Below are 17,298 nucleotides of genomic sequence, written 5' to 3'. Positions count from 1 at the left end.
TCGTGCCGAAAACGAAGGCTCAAAGCTGGCGCGGCTCCTTTTCGACCATCCAGGTCTGGCCCTTGCTGACCAGCGCCTGGAGGTCCGGAGCCTTGCCGGCGGCAACGGCCTTGTTCTGTTCGATGACTGCGCTTTCAAACGTCGGAGCCGGATCCTCGTAAATCACTCCAAGGGCGACGGGGAAGCTATCGGGCATCTCGATCAGCATCGCGGCAATGCCCTTGTTCCTGGGCTCGTGGATGATCACCGAGGGATCATCGCCAGCAACGATCTTGAGGCACAGCCGATCGACGTCGAGCGCGATCCCCTTGGCACCCCCGGCAAAGAGCATCCGCTCGCCCGGCTTGAGCCAGAGCTGTTTCTCAGCGGCAACGTCGCGCTCGGTGAACCCTGCGAAAACATCGTCGTTATAGACGACGCAGTTCTGGTAGATCTCGACGAAGCTTGCGCCCTTGTGCGCGTGCGCAGCCTTGAGAACATCGGGCAGGTTCTTGTGGACGTCGATGCCGCGAGCGATGAAGCGTGCGCCTGAGCCCAATGCAAACATGCACGGAGTGACGGGTCGGTCGACCGAGCCGAACGGGGTCGATGGGCTTCTCGTACCAACCCTGCTGGTGGGAGAATATTGGCCCTTGGTCAGTCCGTAAATCTCGTTGTTGAACAGGAGGATCTGACAGTCGAGGTTGCGACGCAGCACATGCATCGTGTGATTGCCGCCAATGGACAGGGCATCGCCGTCGCCGGTGATGATCCAGACATCCAGCTCGGGGTTGGCGAGCTTGACCCCGGTCGCGACCGCCGCGGCCCGCCCGTGGATCGTGTGAAAACCGTAGCTCGACATGTAATAAGGAAAGCGGCTCGAGCAGCCGATCCCGGAGACGAAGACGGTCTTTTCGCGGGCGACGCCAAGATCGGGCATCGTGCGCTGAACGGCTTTCAGCACCGCATAGTCCCCGCACCCCGGGCACCAGCGCACTTCCTGGTCGCTTGCCCAGTCCTTGGCGGTGGTGATGGTCGTCACTTCGTTCATCAGTGGGGCCTCAACCAGATTACGAGTAAGACAATGGCGATCAGCAGAAGGACCATTGGCCAGACATTGAGGGGCCTCATGGCGCCTCAGTCCGCAGCTCTCGTTCGATTAGACGCGATACAGCCATTCTCAGCCTCCTGAACGAAGGATCGCGTCAATCGCGGCCTCGATCTCGGCAATGCGGAACGGATGGCCCGAGACTTTGGTCAGGGACTGCGCGTCGATCAGAAACTGGTCCCGAAGCACGGTCTTGAACTGGCCCATGTTCATCTCGGGAACGAGGACATGTTTGAAGCTCTTGAGCAGGGCCGACATGTTGCCTGGCATGGGCCAGATGTGGCGGACATGGACATGGGCGACATCACGTCCGCTGGCGAGTGCCCTTCTCACGGCCTGGTGGATGGGCCCGAAGGTCGAGCCCCAGCCGACGACCGCAAGCTCGGCGCCTTCGCGGCCGGCGCAAATCTCCTGATCGGGAATATTGTTCGCGATCCCGGCCACCTTGTTCCACCTCGTGTCGGTCATCTTCTGGTGGACGGCCGGCGAATAATCGATGTTGCCCGTCCCGGGAGCCTTCTCGATGCCTCCGATGCGGTGCTCGAGCCCGGGCGTGCCGGGCTTGATCCATGGCCGCGCGAGTTCCTCGTTGCGTGCGTAGGGCATCACCCCCTCGCCTTCGGCCGGCGGCGTATCGAAATATTTCACTGGAAACGGCTCGTAATTGCCCATGTCCGGTACTCGCCACGGCTCGGCGGCGTTGGCGATATAGCCGTCCGTCAGAAGCATCAGCGGCGTCATGTAACGGGTGGCAATTCGGCAGGCCTCGATCGCGCAGTCGAAGGCGTCCGCAGGCGAGCGCGCGGCAATCACCGGCAATGGCGAATCGGCGTTTCGCCCGTAAACCGCCTGGTAGAGATCCGACTGCTCGGTCTTGGTCGGAAGGCCCGTCGAGGGCCCGCCGCGCTGCGAATTGACGACGACCAGTGGCAGCTCGGTCATGATTGCAAGGCCGATCGCCTCGGTCTTGAGAGCAACGCCAGGCCCAGAGGACGAGGTGATGCCGAGCTGTCCCGCGTAGCTCGCCCCAATGGCGGCGCAGATGGCAGCGATCTCGTCCTCCGCCTGGAAGGTCGTGATTCCGAATTCCTTGAGCCTCGCCAGGTGATGGAGGAGCGGACTTGCAGGAGTAATCGGGTAGGAACCGAAAAACATCTGCAAGCCGGCGAGCTGGCAGCCCGCGACAAGTCCGAGCGCGAGCGCTTCGGCACCCGTGACCGTGCGATAGAGCCCCGGCTCCGCGGGCGCTGCGGCAATGTGGTGCTGCTTGAAGGGCGCACCCATCTCGATGGTTTCGCCATAGGCATGGCCGGCATTCAGTGCCGCAATGTTCGCCTCTGCAAGTTCTGGCGCTTTGGCGAACTTCTGCTTGAGCCAGTCGACGATCGGCTTGCGATCGCGGTCGAACATCCAGAGCGCGAGGCCAAGCGTCCACATGTTCTTGCAGCGGAGCGCTTCCTTGTTGCCAAGGCCGAAGGGCTTCACGGCATCAAGCGTAAGCTGCGAAATGTTGAAATGGACCACCTGCCACTTACCAAGGCTGTCGTCCTCGAGCGGATTTTGCTCGTATCCGGCCTTCGCGAGGTTGCGTGCGGTAAACTCGCCCTCATCGGCAATGATGAGGCCGCCCTCGCGAAGCGCCTCTGCGTTCACCTTCAGCGCGGCGGGGTTCATCGCGATCAATACGTCTGGCTGGTCCCCCGCCGTTTCGATCGCGGTCGAACCGAAATTGATCTGGAAGGCCGAGACTCCGAAGGTCGTGCCCTGGGGAGCACGGATCTCGGCCGGAAAATCGGGGAAGGTCGCAAGATCGTTCCCGGCAAGCGCGGTCGAGAGGGTGAACTGGCCGCCGGTGAGCTGCATACCGTCGCCGGAATCGCCGGCGAAACGGACGACGACCGCTTCAACCGGCGGACGCGCCGCGGCTTCCTTTTCAGTGAGGAGATGGGTGGCTGTCGCCACGAGCTGGTCCTTCACAAACGCGAGTTTTGACGTGGAGGTCACCTTTAGGCTCCTGAGGCGAGCTTCGCTACCTATTCTCATCCTGGCATGCGGGTTGAGCCATGAAGTCGCCAGGCGGATTGCATCAAGGCTTCACTCCCCGCAAATGACACCGCCATGGACAACGCGTTCATCCGGCCCGACGTGCGGCAGTTCCTCGACTATCTTGAGGGCCTTGATCGGCCCAAGGGCCACGAGATAGGGGCTGAGGCAGCCCGCAAGATGATGATTGCCTCGCGTCATGCCTTCGAGCCTCCTGCCAGACCGATCGAAGTGGTCCGCGATCTCGAAGCTCCAGGGCACCAGGGCCGGATCGGTCTCAGGCTCTATGATGCGCGGGGCGAACGCGGTCCTGGTCCAGTGCTCATGTTCATCCATGGCGGCGGGTGGGTGCTTGGAGACCTCGAGACCCACGAGCCATTCTGCATCGAGCTTGCCCTTGAGCTGGATGTCCCCGTCGTGGCCCTCGATTACCGGCGCGCGCCCGAGCATCCCTTTCCCGCAGCCGCCGAGGACAGCATCGCCGCAGCCCGCTGGATTGCAGGCTCGCCGCCAGAAATTGGGCGGGCCGCGACCAGCCTTTTCCTCGCGGGCGACAGCGCGGGGGGCAATCTTGCGGCTGTTGTCGCTGCAGCGCTTCGCGACCAGCCTTCAAAGGTCCCCGTCGCGGGACAGTGGCTGATCTATCCCGCAGCCGATCCGAAGGTCCGCTATCCAAGCTATGACCAGTTCTGCGCCGGACACCTCCTTACCAAGGAGAGCATGGACTGGTTCGAGGAGAGCTATGCAGGGCCGAGCGAGGACTGGCGCTACAGCCCCCTTCTTGCAGGGGTCGCCGGCCTTCCCAGAACCTTCGTTGTGACAGCCGGTCTCGATCCCATCCGTGACCAGGGCCGCGCCTATGCTGCACGGTGCGCCGAAGCGGGGGTGGAGACCGTCTATCTCGAGGTCGAGGGAACCGTTCACGGTTTCCTCAATCTGCGCAAAGCCATCCCGTCCGCACAAAAGGATTTCACCCGATGCCTCAGCTATCTGAAAGCGTGGATGGAGCAGACCCGATGAGCGCCGACAAAAAGGGCTATCGGCGCGGCGTAGGCGTCATGCTGCTCAATGCGGCGGGCAAGGTATTCGTGGGTGCCCGGATCGATAATACGGACGAAGCCTGGCAGATGCCGCAGGGCGGGATCGACCCGGGGGAGCACGATCCCTGGTTCGCCGGCCTTCGAGAACTAGAGGAGGAGACCGGAATCCCGCCGCACCTCGTCGAGCGCATCGCCGATTGCCCGAAGCGCATGAAATACGATCTACCCGACGAGCTCCGCGGCAAGCTTTGGGGCGGCCAGTACATGGGGCAGGACCAGGATTGGTATCTCGCCCGCTTCCTCGGGCGCGACAGCGACATCAACATCAAGACCAAGCATCCCGAGTTCCGCGAATGGAAGTGGGTCGAGCCAGGCCGGCTTCCCGACCTCATCGTGCCCTTCAAACGCGACCTCTATCGCAATCTGCTCGAGGAATTTGCGATCCACCTTTAAAAACGCGCTTGCTGCTTCCCGCAGTCGGAGCGCCGCTGTCGGTCGAAAGACAGTTTCGAGAGACCAGCGATCGTCTAAACAGGCGCCGGGATCGATCTTGTGGAGGCCCCCCGCATGCGGCGCATCGCTTTCCTGACCCTCACGGCCCTCGCCATTGTCTCGGCCTGTTCGCGCCAGGCGCCCCCGCCCAGCATCGGGAAGATCATCGAGAAGGCGGTATCGGATACGGCGCGGCCGGCGGCATTCAGGGCCGCCGATCCGCTTCGCATGCCTGCCGAGACCCTCGCTTTTTCCGGGGTGAAACCCGGAATGACCGTAGGCGAATTCTATCCGGGCGGCGGCTATTTCACGCGCATGCTAAGCGATGTCGTCGGGCCCTCGGGCCACGTCTACGCGATCGAGAATGCCGGTTGGAACGACTCAGTCAACGACGACAAGGCGATGCTTGCCGAAGGGAAATGGAAGAACGTCTCGCTCGAGGTGAAACCCTTTGGGACGGTAAGCTTTCCAAAACCGCTCGATCTCGCCTGGGTCACGCAAAACTACCATGACCTCAAGATCGCGAAATACGGGACTGTCGACACCCTCGCCTTCGACCGCGCGGTGTATGCGGCGCTAAAGCCCGGCGGGACGTTTTTCATCCTCGATCACCAGGGGCCTGCCGGTATGACCGAGCCCGAGATTGCAAGGATGCACCGGATCAATCGCGATGACGTGATCCGCGAAGTCACCTCGGCCGGATTCAGGCTCGCCGCGGAGGGCAATTTCCTTCATCGGCCCGCCGACGATCACACCAAGCCGATCTTCGATCCCGCGATTCGCGGGCACACCGACCAGTACGCGCTAAGGTTCGTGAAGCCCGGGGCGTAAGCTCTGCTTTTTCCGGGAAGGAGCCTCTTTCGAGCCGGCCTTGGTTGCCCTGTCGCGGAGCCTTCTTTAAGCGGGCTCCCGGCAACGGGGACAAGCATGTTCAACTGGTTTCAGCGGCTTCTTCCGAAGACGGGCGATTTCTTCGGGATGTTCGAGGCTCATGCGGCAACGCTCGTTGCCGCGGCGACTGCAATGACCGAGCTGGTCGACGGCCGTCCGCCGTCCAAGGAACAGATCCGGGAAATCGATCGGCGCGAGCACGAGGCCGATGACATCATCCGCCAGGTGCTGCGCGCCGTCCGGCAGACATTTCTGACACCGTTCGACCGCGGGGCGATCACTTCGCTGATCGGATCGATGGACGACACGATCGACGAGATGCAGAGCACCGCCCGCGCGATCGACCTCTACGAACTCGAGACATTCGAGCCCGAGATGAAGCAGATGACGCGAATGATCGCCGAAGCCGCCGACCTTACTGCCAAGGCCATTCCGCTACTGCGCAACATCAGCCGCAACGGTGCTCAGATCCACAGTATCACGGAAAAAGTCGTACGCCTCGAGGGCCAGGTCGACGGGGTTCATGAAACGGGTCTGAAGCGCGCGTTCCAGCTGCACGGGAAAGAACCCATGCAGTTCATCATCACGAGCGAAATTTACCAGCACCTCGAAAGGATCATGGACGCGTTCGAGGACGTGGCGAACGAGATCGACGACATCGTAGTCGATCACGCCTGAGGACCCGAGCGTGCACCAGCTCGCCCTTCCGCTGCTGATCGGCCTCATCATTGTCGCGCTTGCGTTCGATGTTCTCAATGGCCTCCACGATGCCGCAAACTCGATTGCAACAGTCGTCGGCACTCGCCTCATCAGTCCTGTCGCCGCCGTCGGGTTTGCCGCCTTCTTCAACTTCGCAGCCTATTTTCTGGCGCTGAAGTGGCCTGCCCTCCACAACGTCGCGGACACCATCGGGAAGGGGCTGATCAACAAGGATCTCGTAACTCCCGCAGTCGTGTTCGGAGCGCTCGTCGGAGCGATGTTCTGGAACATCGTCACCTGGGTGAAGGGACTTCCCTCGTCTTCGAGCCATGCCCTCGTTGGCGGCATCATCGGTGCAGGAGTGGCACATGCGGGCTTCCCGAGCATCCAGTGGGTGGGCCTAAACAAGACCCTCATCGCGATCGTGCTGTCGCCGATCCTTGGGCTCATGCTCACCATGTTCATCATGCTTGTCACAAGCTGGCTCGGCGCGAGGGCGAGCGCGAGGGGGGCCGAGAGCACGTTCCGCGGTCTGCACCTCATCTCGGCCGGCGCCTATTCACTCGGCCATGGGCTTAACGATGCCCAGAAGACCATGGGCGTCATCACGGTCCTTCTGTATTCGACCGGCTATCTGCGCGGCGAGTTCGCTGTACCCAATTGGGTTGCTTTGAGCTGCTATATCGCGATGGGCATCGGTACGCTTACCGGCGGCTGGCGGATCATCGAGACGATGGGCACGCGCATCACCAAATTGTCGCAGCACCAGGGGTTTTCGGCGTCGCTCGGCGGCTCGATCATGCTCTTTGCCGCCTCATACCTTGGGATTCCGGTATCGACGACGCACACCATCGCCGGCTGCGTGATCGGGGCGGGCACCGCGCGTAGGGCATCGGCCGTTCGTTGGGGACTTGCCGGAGACGTCGCAATCGCCTGGATCATCACGATCCCTGCATCAGCGATGGTCGCCGCGATGTTCTACTGGCTGATCAGCGGCTTCTTCGTGCGCGTGTTGGTCGCACTCGCGGTCATCGCCTTTATTGCATATTCGGCGAAGGCCTGGCGCGTGCAGTCCTGAGGCCAGCGCCTTGTCAGGCGTCGGCGAGGAGCGCCTTGCTCGCGACCAGGGTTCGAAGTTCGCCGCTTGCATAGGGCTTTCGCAACGTTCGGGCGCCCTGGGGAACGGCAGTTCCTGCAAGCTCCCGGCCGGCCGAGGTCACCACCAGTTGCACGTGGGGCCGTTCGCGGGACACCCGGCGGCAGAGCTCGATCCCGTCCATCGGTCCATGAAGGTCTGCATCCGTGACGACCACTTCGATTTCCGGATGCTCTTCAAGAAGCTGCTCCGCGCCTCGAGCGTCATAAGCGTGGAAGGTCTGGAAACCTGACTCTCGCAAGATGTCGGACGCGACAAGACCAACAAACGGCTGGTCTTCGACGATCAGTGCAGCGGGCCGACTCGGAGCCATTTGCCGTTCACCTACGTTGGAGGCACGAGGAGTGGAGAGCGCCTCAAAAGGAGTCAACAGCGGTCGGTGTCACTTGACCTTGCCGCGCACCCTCTCGGCTTCTTCGCCGGAGAGAGTCTCGAGGGTCCTGCGCCCGACTTCAAGCGCCAGCTGCCACATGGCACTGCTCTTGTCGGAACCGCTCTTGGTCATTTCTCCGAGCTGATCGCCCGCATGGGACGCGATCTTGCGGGCCTTGTCGGAATCCTTGAGCGCCGATGCCATTGCAACGAGCGCCGCTGCAACGACGTCGGCGACGAGCGGGTTCTCGGTGATTGACTTAAGACCGGTCGCAATGGAGCCGTCGGCCTTGTCCTTTCGGTCCTTTTTCTTCTTTTTTTTCTTATCCTTGCTCACTCGGCGCCCCTTTTGCGACTCCGGAAGTCGCGGCCTCATACCAATTTTCGTCACAAGACTGTAACAGCCGCCTGTTTCAGTTCCGAGACATGCTTTGGGCAAGATTGACCGCATTCCTCCCGCGACGGCCAAGCTGATGAACAAGATCGGCGACGTTGCCGTGCCTACACCGGGCGCGGAAGCGCCGGTTGCCGAATCACGTTACTTCAACCGCGAGCTTAGCTGGCTCGCGTTCAACCGCCGCGTCCTCGAAGAGGCCTGCAACTTCCGGCATCCGCTGCTGGAGCGCGTGCGCTTCCTCTCCATTTCCGCCAACAATCTCGACGAATTCTTCATGGTGAGAGTGGCGGGCCTGAAGGCCCACCAGACACTGGGCATCGAAGAGATCTCGCCAGATGGAATGACGGTCGCCCAGCAACTCGCTGCCATCACTTCGGATGCTGACCGTCTGGTCACCAGCCAGCACGAGGTCTGGGCCGACCTTCAGGCGCAGCTCGACGGCGTCGGAATGCACGTCGTGGGCGAGGAACCGCTCGATGCAGAGGCCGAAAACTGGATCGACCAGCATTTCCGCGAACAGATCTTTCCGATCCTCACCCCGCAGGCGATCGATCCTGCCCACCCTTTCCCGTTCATCCCGAACAAGGGCCTCAGCCTCATCTTCGAGCTGAAGAAGGGACGCACCAGCGTCCGCGAGCTGATCATGGCCCCCGCGACCCTTCCGCGGTTTATCCGCATTCCGGGCGAGACCGCACGCTACATATCCCTGGAAACGCTCGTCAGGCGCAAGACTGGCTACCTGTTCCCCCGGTATGAAGTGCTTCGCGGGGGCGCGTTCCGGATCATCCGCGACAGCGACATCGAGGTCGAGGAGGAAGCGGAGGACCTCGCCCTCTATTTTCGCAGCGCAATCAAGCGCCGCCGCCGCGGACGGGTGGTGAGACTGGAACTCGAGCCCGAGATGCCCGAGAGCCTCGTCAACGAGGTGCTCGAGGGCCTCGATGCCGGCAATGCGATCACGTCCGAGACCCGCGGCTTTCTTGGAATGACGGACCTCCTGCAGCTTGTCGACGAGGACCGGCCGGACCTTAAGTTCCCGCCCTTCACGCCGCGCTTTCCCGAACGCATCCGCGAGCATGGCGGCGACTGCTTTGCTGCGGTCAAGGAAAAGGACATCCTCGTCCACCACCCCTATGAAAGCTTCGAGGTGGTGGTCGAATTCATCCAGCAGGCCGCCGCCGATCCGGACGTGATCGCGATCAAGCAGACGCTTTACCGGGCGGGCAGGCAATCCGCCATCATCAAGGCGCTGATCGACGCAGCCGAGGCAGGCAAGTCGGTGACGGCCGTCATCGAGCTCAAGGCGCGTTTCGACGAAGAGCAGAACCTCATGTGGGCCAATGCGCTCGAGCGCGCCGGCGTCCAGGTCGTCTACGGCTTCATCGAATGGAAAACCCACGCCAAGGTCTCGATGGTGGTGCGAAGGGAGGAGAAGGGGTTTCGCACCTACTGCCACCTCGGCACCGGCAACTATCATCCGGTCAGCGCACGTATCTACACGGACCTTAGCTATTTCACTGCAAATTCGCAGATCGGCCGGGACGTCGCCAAGCTGTTCAACTACATTACGGGCTATCTCGAGCCCCGAAACCTCAAGCACCTCGTCATCTCGCCCGCGCAGATGCGTCCCGAGCTCATCCGCCTAATCGAGGCCGAAACCGCGAGCGCCAGGGCCGGCAAGCCCTCAGGGATCTGGGCCAAGCTCAACGCGCTCGTCGACCCTGCCCTCATCGACAAGCTCTACGAGGCAAGCGCAGCGGGGGTTCAGATCGACCTCGTCGTCCGCGGCATCTGCTGCCTCAAACCCGGGGTTGCGGGGATGAGCGAGAACATTTTCGTCAAATCGATTGTCGGCCGCTTTCTCGAGCACGGGCGGCTATGGTGCTTTGCCAATGGCCACGAGCTGCCGAACGGCCAGGCCAAGGTCTACATCAGTTCCGCAGACTGGATGCCGCGGAACTTTGATCGGCGCATCGAATATATGCTCCCGATCGAAAACTCGACGGTGCACGCACAGCTTCTCGACCAGGTGATGGTGGCCAATCTTATCGACAATGAGCAGAGCTGGAGGCTCAATCCCGATGGGAGCTATACGAGGCTCGTCCCCAAGGCCGGTCAGGAGTTCAACCTTCACGACTATTTCATGGCCAACCCCAGCCTATCAGGGCGTGGGCAGTCGCTGAAGAAGGGCCGCCGGGTTCCCAAGCTCCGTTTCCAGCGCGGACGCTGAGCCCTGAGCCCGGCGGATCCGTCAGCGATCATCGACATCGGGTCGAACTCCGTGCGGCTGGTCGTCTATGCCGGTCCCGCGAGGATCCCCGCACCCATCTTCAACGAGAAAGTGCTTGCAGGCCTCGGGGCCGGTCTCGACCACTCGCGAAGCCTGCCCAAGGAAGGCCGCCGAAAGGCGCTCGCGGCACTCCAGAGATTCCGGCTGCTGCTCGACCACATGAAAGTGAAGTCGACGCAGGTCGTTGCAACCGCAGCCATTCGCGACGCACAAGACGGCGCTGAGTTCGTGTCCGAAGTCGAACGCATCGGTTTTGATTGCGATGTCCTTAGCGCGCGCGAGGAGGCAGAGCTTGCCGGCGAAGGCGTCCTGTCGGGCATTCCGGAAGCGCGCGGCGTCGTGGGGGATCTTGGCGGAGGGAGCCTCGAACTCGTCGCTCTCGATGAAGGATCGACGAGCGCCGGCATCTCGCTTCCGCTTGGCGTCCTTCGCCTCGACGCCAGCCCCTCTGGGGAGCGCGAAGCGCGCAAGATCCTCAAGACGGCGCTGAAGCAGTCGCCGCTCTGCCGCGATGCGCGTGGGCACTGCTTCTACATGGTCGGCGGCTCATGGCGCGCACTTGCGCGGATCGACATGCTTGCGACGGACTTCCCGCTGCCGATCACTCATCAGTACAAAATGAAGCCCGGAAGGCCCAAGGAGCTCAGAAAGCTCGTGAAAGCCCTCGATCCGCGTCTCGCCGATGCCGCTGCGCCGCCGCGGCTCGCGACCTTGCCGGTTGCAGCTATGCTGCTCGAGCTTCTGGTCAACGAGCTGGAGCCATCGCACCTCGTCGTTTCCACCTACGGAATCCGCGAGGGCCTGCTCTTCTCCAAGCTCCGGCCACGCGTTCGAAGCATCGACCCATTGATCGAGGAAGCCCGCGAGGCGGCCGGCGGCGAACATCGCTTCGGAGAGCACGGAGAGCTGCTCGATGCGTGGATCGCGCCGCTCTTCAGCGATCCTCCCGCCATGCGCCGGCTGCGCCTTGCCTCGTGCCTGCTTGCGGACGTCGCGTGGCAGGCGAACGCGGGGTTTCGCGCGGACCGGGGAATCGAGATGGCGTTGCATGGCAATTGGGTCGCCGTCGATCCGGCCGAACGCGTGATCATGGCGCAGGCGCTGGCATCGAATTTCGGCCGTGACCGCTTGCCGGATGCACGGCTCTCGCAGCTGTGCAAGGAAGACCAGCTCACCCGCGCCCACTGCTGGGGCGCAGCGATGCGCCTTGGCCAAAGGCTGTCGGGAGGCGTCGGATCAGTCCTGAAGCGAACGAGCATCGGGATCGTCAACGGAGCAGTCCGGCTTTCCGTCCGGCGCGGCGAGGAAGCGCTTATCGGCGACCAGGTCGAAAGGCGTCTCTCAAGGCTAGCCCAGGCACTTGGCCGGCAACCGGTGATCGCTTCGGCTTAAGGCGGCACGTCCCCGGCACGGCTGAAATCCATGATCCAGTTCATTTCCCATTGGGTTCCGCCGTCATAGGAAAAGAACTGGCTCCAGCGAGCGGATGTGGGTTCGATCCGGAGCCAGGTGAAGCGAACTTCGACCGCACGCCCGGCGTCCTCGTCGACTCCCTCGAATAAACCGACATCGCCTGAGAAGCGGCCGACCACAGGAGGGCCGAGCACACCGTCGCGCCTGCTCACCCAGTAAATCGACCAGAGGCCCGATGAAGGGCTGTAGGTCCTTAGCGCGATGCCTCCAAAATCCTTGCCGGCAATCGCGTGCTCCTCGATATTGGCGAGGCCGCCGAGGAGCGGGCGGTTTACGGCCGTTCCTTCGAACTCCTCCCAGTTGGTCGAGCCGGCGCCGCGTTTGCGGAGCCTTCGATGGACCACCTTCCATCGGCCATGAAGAAAGTCGAAGTCGTCCCTGGAGTTCACCGCAGCCTGGAGCGTGATGTCGGAGCGAGGCGGAGCATTTCAGGACCCCGTGCGCGGAGCGGCAAGAGCGGCTTGCTTGCCTCGTCCACAGAAAGGCGATGGTCGCGCTCGTCCGCTTCATCCGCAAAGCGGGCGAACCAGACCAGCACCTGCTCGCCGCTCCGAACCGGAAGGGCGGGGAAATTGTTCGGCGAGGTCTCGGTCACAAACCATGCGATGGGCGAAATTCCGTGACGTTCAAGCTTGCTCTTCACCTGCGTTTGGAAGAGCGCGAGCACGGCTTCACTCGGCGTCTCCAGATATTCGATGACGGCAAGGATGAGGCCCGCTTTGTGATCTTCGCCTAAGCAAGGCCTGGACCCGGGAAGCTCAAAGCCCGACGAAGAGGTGCCGGCCCTCAACAGAAGCACGTTGTCACTGTCGATCATGGTGGCGTTCGCTTCATCGCGGTGCGACAGCCAGGCGGGTCCTGAATAGAAGCCGCTCAACCCGGCGAGGCGCGAATCCATGTCGGCAAAGCCGCGAAGCCAGACGAACCTTTCCGGCCGGTCAAGGTCACGGAAGGTACCGATCACCCTCATGCCGAAGGCTTCCTGCGTCTCGACGAACTCCCGCTCGAAAAGACCGATGAGCCTGTCCCGCATGCCCTCGTGAAGCGTGTACTGACGAAGTTCGACGATCGGACAGGAGGCCAGATCCCGCCTTGCCTCTTCCCTTTCTTCCGGCACCATTTCCTTGGACATCCAGGCTCCTCGCAATGCGCACGAACAAACCGGTTGTCCTGTTTTTGTCAAGCGACTAATCAGGGCGGGATCGAGCCGCTATGTGGAGCGACGTGAAGAACAAGATCAGAGAGCCCGCAGCCGCGCGGAGGCGCAGGAACGACCCGGCGGGCCTCCGCCGGCGGATTCTCGATGCGGCGTTCGAGCTTTTCCAGGCTCGAGGCTACAATGCGACGAGCGTGCACGAGATCGCGGCTTCAGCCGGAGTGACCGGCGGCGCGCTGCATCACCATTTCGCAACCAAGAAGTCGCTGGGCCTGGCAGTCATCGAGGAACGGGTCTCGCCCGCCCTCGATACGACGTGGCTACGACCAGTACGCGAGGCTGAAGACGCGGCCCGCGCCATCCTCGACGTGTTCGGGACGCTTGCCGATGAGCTTGATGGCCAGGGTTCAGTCCGCGGCTGCCCGGTCAACAACCTGACGCTCGAGCTCGCTTTCGCCGACGCCGATTACCGCGATGCCCTTCGCAGACTGTTCGACAGCTGGCGCGAGACCATCGCGGCGAGGATCGGCGGCCCCGACGGCGAGGCTCGCGCAGCGACCGTCATCTCCGCATATTCGGGGGCGATGGCGATTGCCAAAGTCGAGCAGCGGGGCGAGCCGCTGCGCGTCTGTGCGCGGGAGATTTCCCGGCTGCTGTAGCGGTGTGGTCTTCCGCAAGCGGGACGGCTAGAGCCCTTTGCCATGGCGGAATTATCGTCGGACGAGCGCGCGGTCGTCGAACGCGCGAATGCCGAGCCGATGCTCGATCAAGTGCTTGCCTGGGCTGCGGTCAACAGCGGCTCACGCAACCTCGCGGGCCTTGAGCGGATGGCCGACCTCTTGATCGAGGCCTTCGCTGCATTACCCGGGCCAATCCGGCTGGAGCCGCCCGCGAAAGTCGAGACGATCGACGGCGAGGGCAGGACCGCGAGGATCGAGCACGGGCGCCACCTGCATCTGACGGTGCGTCCGGCAGCGCCGGTGCAGCTCCTTTTCACCGGGCACATGGACACTGTTTACGCCGCGGACCACCCGTTCCAGGAAACACGCTGGCTCGAGGATGGGCTTCTGAACGGTCCGGGCGTCGCCGACATGAAAGGCGGCCTTGCCGTCATGCTCGCGGCCTTGAAGGCAGTGGAAAAGAGCGCTGCAGCGCAGAGCATCGGCTACGAGGTCATCATCAACAGCGACGAGGAAGTGGGTTCACCCGCTTCCGCGTCCCTCCTCTCGCGCGCCGCCACAGGCAAGCGCGCGGCACTTACCTACGAGCCATCGGCGCTTCCCGATGGGACGCTCGCTGGAGCAAGGCCGGGCAGCGGCAACTTTTCATTCCTCGTCAAAGGCCGCGCAGCGCACGCCGGCCGAAATCCCGAAGACGGGCGCAACGCGATCGTCGCCGCGTCAGAACTTGCACTGCGCCTCGCCATGTCGAAGACGCCGGGACTGTCGATCAATCCGGCGAAGATCGACGGCGGCTCGCCCAACAATGTCGTTCCCGACCTTGCGATCCTTCGCGTCAACATGCGACCGCGCACCACCGACGATCAGGAGATCGCCGCTCGTCTCATCGCCAAGGCGCTCGATGAAACGGCGGCGGCGCATGACGTCTTCATCGAGGCCCACGGCGGTTTCGGCCGCCCGCCCAAGCCGCTCACCGAAGAGGCAGAAGCGCTGTTCGCGCTCGTCAAGAAAGCCGGCGATGACCTTGGCCAGATGGTCGCCTGGCAGCCCTCGGGCGGCGTGTGCGATGGCAATAATATCGCGGCCTGCGGTGTTCCCGTCGTCGACACGATGGGGGTTCGCGGCGGCAAGATCCACAGCGCGGAGGAATTTCTGATCACCGAAAGTCTGGCCGAGCGCGCCGCCTTGAGCGCTCTCACGATATTGCGGCTGGCCGCGGAGGACGCATGAGCTTCCGGATCAGGCCGGCGCACGCCGACGATTTTGCCGCCATCTACGAGATGGCAAAACTGACGGGCGGCGGCTTCACGAACCTTCCGCCGGACCGGGCAACGCTGGTCGCCAAGCTTGCACGCTCGGAAAAGTCGTTCGCCCGAAAGGAGGACGACCAGGCGGGCGACATGTACATGTTCGTGATGGAAGACCCCAAGAAGGAGATCGTCCGCGGCACCTGCCAGGTCTTCGGTCAGGTGGGCGTTATCCAGCCCTTCTATTCCTATCATCTCAGTACCCTCACCCAGACCAGTCCCGAACTCGGGACCACGTTTCGCAATCAGCTCCTCAGCCTCACGACCGACCTTGAGGGCTCGTCGGAGGTCGGCGGGCTCTTCCTTCATCCCACCGCGCGGGCGGGCGGATGGGGCGCCCTTCTCGCCCGAAGCCGCTACCTCTTCATGAAGCTGCACCGCAGCCGCTTCGGCGAGCGCACGCTCGCCGAGCTTCGCGGAGTGATGGACGAGGCCGGCCATTGTCCGTTCTGGGACGGGCTTGCCGGCAGGTTCTTCGGCATGAGCTTTCCCGAGGCCGACGAGTTCAATGCAATCCATGGCACGCGTTTCATTGCCGACCTCATGCCGAGGACGCCGATCTACGTCGCACTGCTCGCGGAAACCGCGCAAGCCGTGATGGGCCTTCCCCATCCGACGGGACGCGCGGCTCTTCGCATGCTCGAGGAAGAAGGTTTCGCCTACGATCGCTACATCGACATTTTCGATGGCGGCCCAACCGTTACCGCCTTTACCGACCAGATCCGGACCATTCGCGAATCCGCGAGCGAGAAGATCGGCGAGATCGGCGAGGGAGGCCGCACCAAGATGCTGGTGGGCACTGGCCGCCTCAAGGATTTCAGGGCCTGCTGCGCGTCCGTCAAACGGCTGCCCAAGAAGGGGATCTGCATCGATCGCGAAGCCGCTGAATTGCTCGAGGTCGACATCGGCGACGAAGTTCTCGCCGTCATTCGCTGATGCTGCGCGAGATCAACTTCGACGGCATCGTCGGGCCGAGCCACAATTACGCGGGCCTCAGCCTTGGCAACCTCGCCTCGGCCCGTAGCGCGGGCGAAGTCTCCAAGCCGCGTTCGGCGGCACTGCAGGGCCTCGACAAGATGCGAGCGAACCTTGCGCTCGGTTTGACCCAGGGCATTTTCCTGCCACACGCGCGGCCGGACCACCGCTGGCTCGCCGAGCTTGGTACCTCCGTCGACGGGGCCGAGCCGGCCCTTGCAGCCAATGCCATGTCGGCCTCGGCAATGTGGGCTGCCAATGCTGCGACCGTCTCGCCCTCGCCCGATACGCGTGACGGGAAGTGCCACCTCACGGCCGCCAACCTCAGGACCATGCCGCACCGGAGCCACGAATGGCCGCAAACGCTTGCGCAGCTGCAACTTGCCTTCGCGAGCGATGCCTTTGCGGTCCACGCCCCGGTGCCGGCGGCCTTCGGGGACGAGGGAGCGGCAAACCACATGCGTCTCTCCTCGGCCCACGACGCTCGCGGCGTTGAAGTCTTCGTCTATGGCGTAACGGGAGGTGCCTTCCCGGCCCGCCAGCATCTCGAGGCATCGAAGGCGGTCGCGCGCCTCCACCGCCTCGATCCTGCACTCACGCTCTTCGTCCAGCAGTCCGAGGAAGCCATCGCCGCCGGGGCTTTTCACAACGACGTGGTCGCAGTTGCAAATGAACGGGTGCTGTTCGCGCACGAACTTGCCTTCAGCGACAAGGCGGCGCTCCTCGACGCTCTGCAAACGAGGGTTCCGGACTTTGAATATCTGGAGGTCGCAGCCGCCGACGTCCCGCTTGCTGACGCAATCCGCTCCTATCTCTTCAACGCGCAGCTGGTCACTCCACCGGATGGCCAACCAACGCTCATCCTTCCGACAGAAGCCAGCGAGACGCCGTCGGTCCGGCGCTGGATCGAGCAGCATGTCGCAGGAAACGGGCCGGTCCGCCGCGCCGAGTTCGTCGACGTGCGCCAGTCGATGGCCAATGGAGGCGGCCCGGCGTGCCTGCGGCTGCGCGTCGCTGCGGACCCCGCGACCATCGATTCCCGATTTCTGGTCGATGATCAAAAGCTCGACACCATCTCGCAGGTCATCGAGCGCTACTGGCCCGATCAGATCCACCACGACGATCTTCAGGAACACTCGCTCCTTTCGGATATCGAGCGAGCCCGGGCGGCCCTGCTTGATCGGCTCGATCTTGCCGAGCTGCTTTGACGGACGTCCCGAAACGGGACGAAGGTTAAGCT

Annotated in this window: 17 protein-coding genes; 11 read left to right on the top strand and 6 right to left on the bottom strand. The window is 63.0% G+C overall.

Annotation, left to right across the window (positions count from 1 at the left end; genetic code table 11):
* Window positions 1-19 precede the first annotated feature (19 nt).
* Both V8192_RS12470 and V8192_RS12465 read right to left on the bottom strand, forming a co-directional pair.
* Window positions 20-1,030, bottom strand: a complete 1,011-nt coding sequence (locus tag V8192_RS12470) for a 2-oxoacid:ferredoxin oxidoreductase subunit beta (RefSeq protein ID WP_341633427.1) — start codon at window positions 1,028-1,030, stop codon at window positions 20-22.
* A 129-nt stretch (window positions 1,031-1,159) separates the two neighbouring features.
* The gene (locus tag V8192_RS12465) at window positions 1,160-3,049 is read right to left on the bottom strand and encodes a 2-oxoacid:acceptor oxidoreductase subunit alpha (protein WP_341633821.1); all 1,890 of its coding nucleotides are present in this window, start codon (window positions 3,047-3,049) and stop codon (window positions 1,160-1,162) included.
* A 156-nt stretch (window positions 3,050-3,205) separates the two neighbouring features.
* Between V8192_RS12465 and V8192_RS12460 the strand changes: the two genes are divergently transcribed.
* From V8192_RS12460 to V8192_RS12440, 5 genes are all read left to right on the top strand, one after another.
* The gene (locus tag V8192_RS12460; RefSeq protein WP_341633426.1) at window positions 3,206-4,150 is read left to right on the top strand and encodes an alpha/beta hydrolase; all 945 of its coding nucleotides are present in this window, start codon (window positions 3,206-3,208) and stop codon (window positions 4,148-4,150) included.
* The gene (locus V8192_RS12455; protein ID WP_341633425.1) at window positions 4,147-4,623 is read left to right on the top strand and encodes an RNA pyrophosphohydrolase; all 477 of its coding nucleotides are present in this window, start codon (window positions 4,147-4,149) and stop codon (window positions 4,621-4,623) included. The genes V8192_RS12460 and V8192_RS12455 overlap by 4 nt, the downstream gene beginning before the upstream one ends.
* A 114-nt stretch (window positions 4,624-4,737) precedes the next feature.
* Complete coding sequence (locus V8192_RS12450; protein ID WP_341633424.1) at window positions 4,738-5,493, top strand: class I SAM-dependent methyltransferase; 756 nt, start codon at window positions 4,738-4,740, stop codon at window positions 5,491-5,493.
* A gap of 96 nt (window positions 5,494-5,589) precedes the next feature.
* Window positions 5,590-6,231: a DUF47 domain-containing protein gene (locus V8192_RS12445; RefSeq protein ID WP_341633423.1), complete on the top strand. Its 642-nt coding sequence runs from the start codon at window positions 5,590-5,592 to the stop codon at window positions 6,229-6,231.
* A gap of 10 nt (window positions 6,232-6,241) precedes the next feature.
* Window positions 6,242-7,330 (top strand): inorganic phosphate transporter, encoded by a 1,089-nt coding sequence (locus V8192_RS12440; RefSeq protein WP_341633422.1) that lies wholly within the window; start codon window positions 6,242-6,244, stop codon window positions 7,328-7,330.
* Window positions 7,331-7,343: 13 nt separating this feature from the next.
* Here V8192_RS12440 and V8192_RS12435 read toward each other — a convergent pair whose 3' ends face one another.
* Together V8192_RS12435 and V8192_RS12430 are read right to left on the bottom strand one after the other, a co-directional pair.
* Entirely contained in the window at window positions 7,344-7,721 is a 378-nt protein-coding gene (locus V8192_RS12435; protein WP_341633421.1) for a response regulator, read from the bottom strand.
* A gap of 69 nt (window positions 7,722-7,790) precedes the next feature.
* Complete coding sequence (locus V8192_RS12430) at window positions 7,791-8,117, bottom strand: hypothetical protein (RefSeq protein ID WP_341633420.1); 327 nt, start codon at window positions 8,115-8,117, stop codon at window positions 7,791-7,793.
* A gap of 136 nt (window positions 8,118-8,253) precedes the next feature.
* Here V8192_RS12430 and V8192_RS12425 point away from each other — a divergent pair, with 136 nt between their 5' ends.
* A complete protein-coding gene (locus V8192_RS12425) occupies window positions 8,254-10,407 on the top strand; it encodes an RNA degradosome polyphosphate kinase (RefSeq protein WP_341633419.1) in 2,154 nt (717 codons plus the stop codon).
* A 51-nt stretch (window positions 10,408-10,458) separates the two neighbouring features.
* On the top strand, window positions 10,459-11,859 hold the full coding sequence (locus tag V8192_RS12420) for a Ppx/GppA phosphatase family protein (RefSeq protein WP_341633418.1): 1,401 nt from the start codon (window positions 10,459-10,461) through the stop codon (window positions 11,857-11,859).
* Here the strand turns inward: V8192_RS12420 and V8192_RS12415 are convergent.
* Window positions 11,856-12,329 carry a DUF1579 domain-containing protein gene (locus V8192_RS12415; protein ID WP_341633417.1) on the bottom strand — a complete coding sequence of 158 codons (474 nt, stop codon included), beginning with the start codon at window positions 12,327-12,329 and terminating at the stop codon, window positions 11,856-11,858. The two genes, V8192_RS12420 and V8192_RS12415, sit on opposite strands and share 4 nt — an antisense overlap.
* On the bottom strand, window positions 12,326-13,072 hold the full coding sequence (locus V8192_RS12410; protein ID WP_341633416.1) for an NIPSNAP family protein: 747 nt from the start codon (window positions 13,070-13,072) through the stop codon (window positions 12,326-12,328). Before V8192_RS12410 ends, V8192_RS12415 begins: the two co-directional genes overlap by 4 nt.
* Before the next feature lie 92 nt (window positions 13,073-13,164).
* Here V8192_RS12410 and V8192_RS12405 point away from each other — a divergent pair, with 92 nt between their 5' ends.
* The 4 genes from V8192_RS12405 to V8192_RS12390 are packed head-to-tail and all read left to right on the top strand — an operon-like array spanning window position 13,165 to window position 17,266.
* Window positions 13,165-13,755, top strand: coding sequence for a TetR family transcriptional regulator (locus V8192_RS12405; RefSeq protein ID WP_341633415.1), 591 nt, complete (start codon window positions 13,165-13,167; stop codon window positions 13,753-13,755).
* Window positions 13,756-13,797: 42 nt separating this feature from the next.
* Window positions 13,798-15,006, top strand: coding sequence for a hydrolase (locus tag V8192_RS12400; protein ID WP_341633414.1), 1,209 nt, complete (start codon window positions 13,798-13,800; stop codon window positions 15,004-15,006).
* Window positions 15,003-16,019 (top strand): arginine N-succinyltransferase, encoded by a 1,017-nt coding sequence (astA, locus tag V8192_RS12395; RefSeq protein WP_341633413.1) that lies wholly within the window; start codon window positions 15,003-15,005, stop codon window positions 16,017-16,019. The genes V8192_RS12400 and astA overlap by 4 nt, the downstream gene beginning before the upstream one ends.
* A complete protein-coding gene (locus tag V8192_RS12390; RefSeq protein WP_341633820.1) occupies window positions 16,016-17,266 on the top strand; it encodes an N-succinylarginine dihydrolase in 1,251 nt (416 codons plus the stop codon). The genes astA and V8192_RS12390 overlap by 4 nt, the downstream gene beginning before the upstream one ends.
* Window positions 17,267-17,298: the final 32 nt, after the last annotated feature.

Origin of the sequence: Sphingomonas agri, assembly GCF_038148795.1 — a bacterium.
Classification (GTDB): domain Bacteria; phylum Pseudomonadota; class Alphaproteobacteria; order Sphingomonadales; family Sphingomonadaceae; genus Sphingomicrobium; species Sphingomicrobium agri.
Note: the sequence above shows the minus strand (reverse complement) of the source record. Positions and strands in the feature narration are given on the sequence as shown.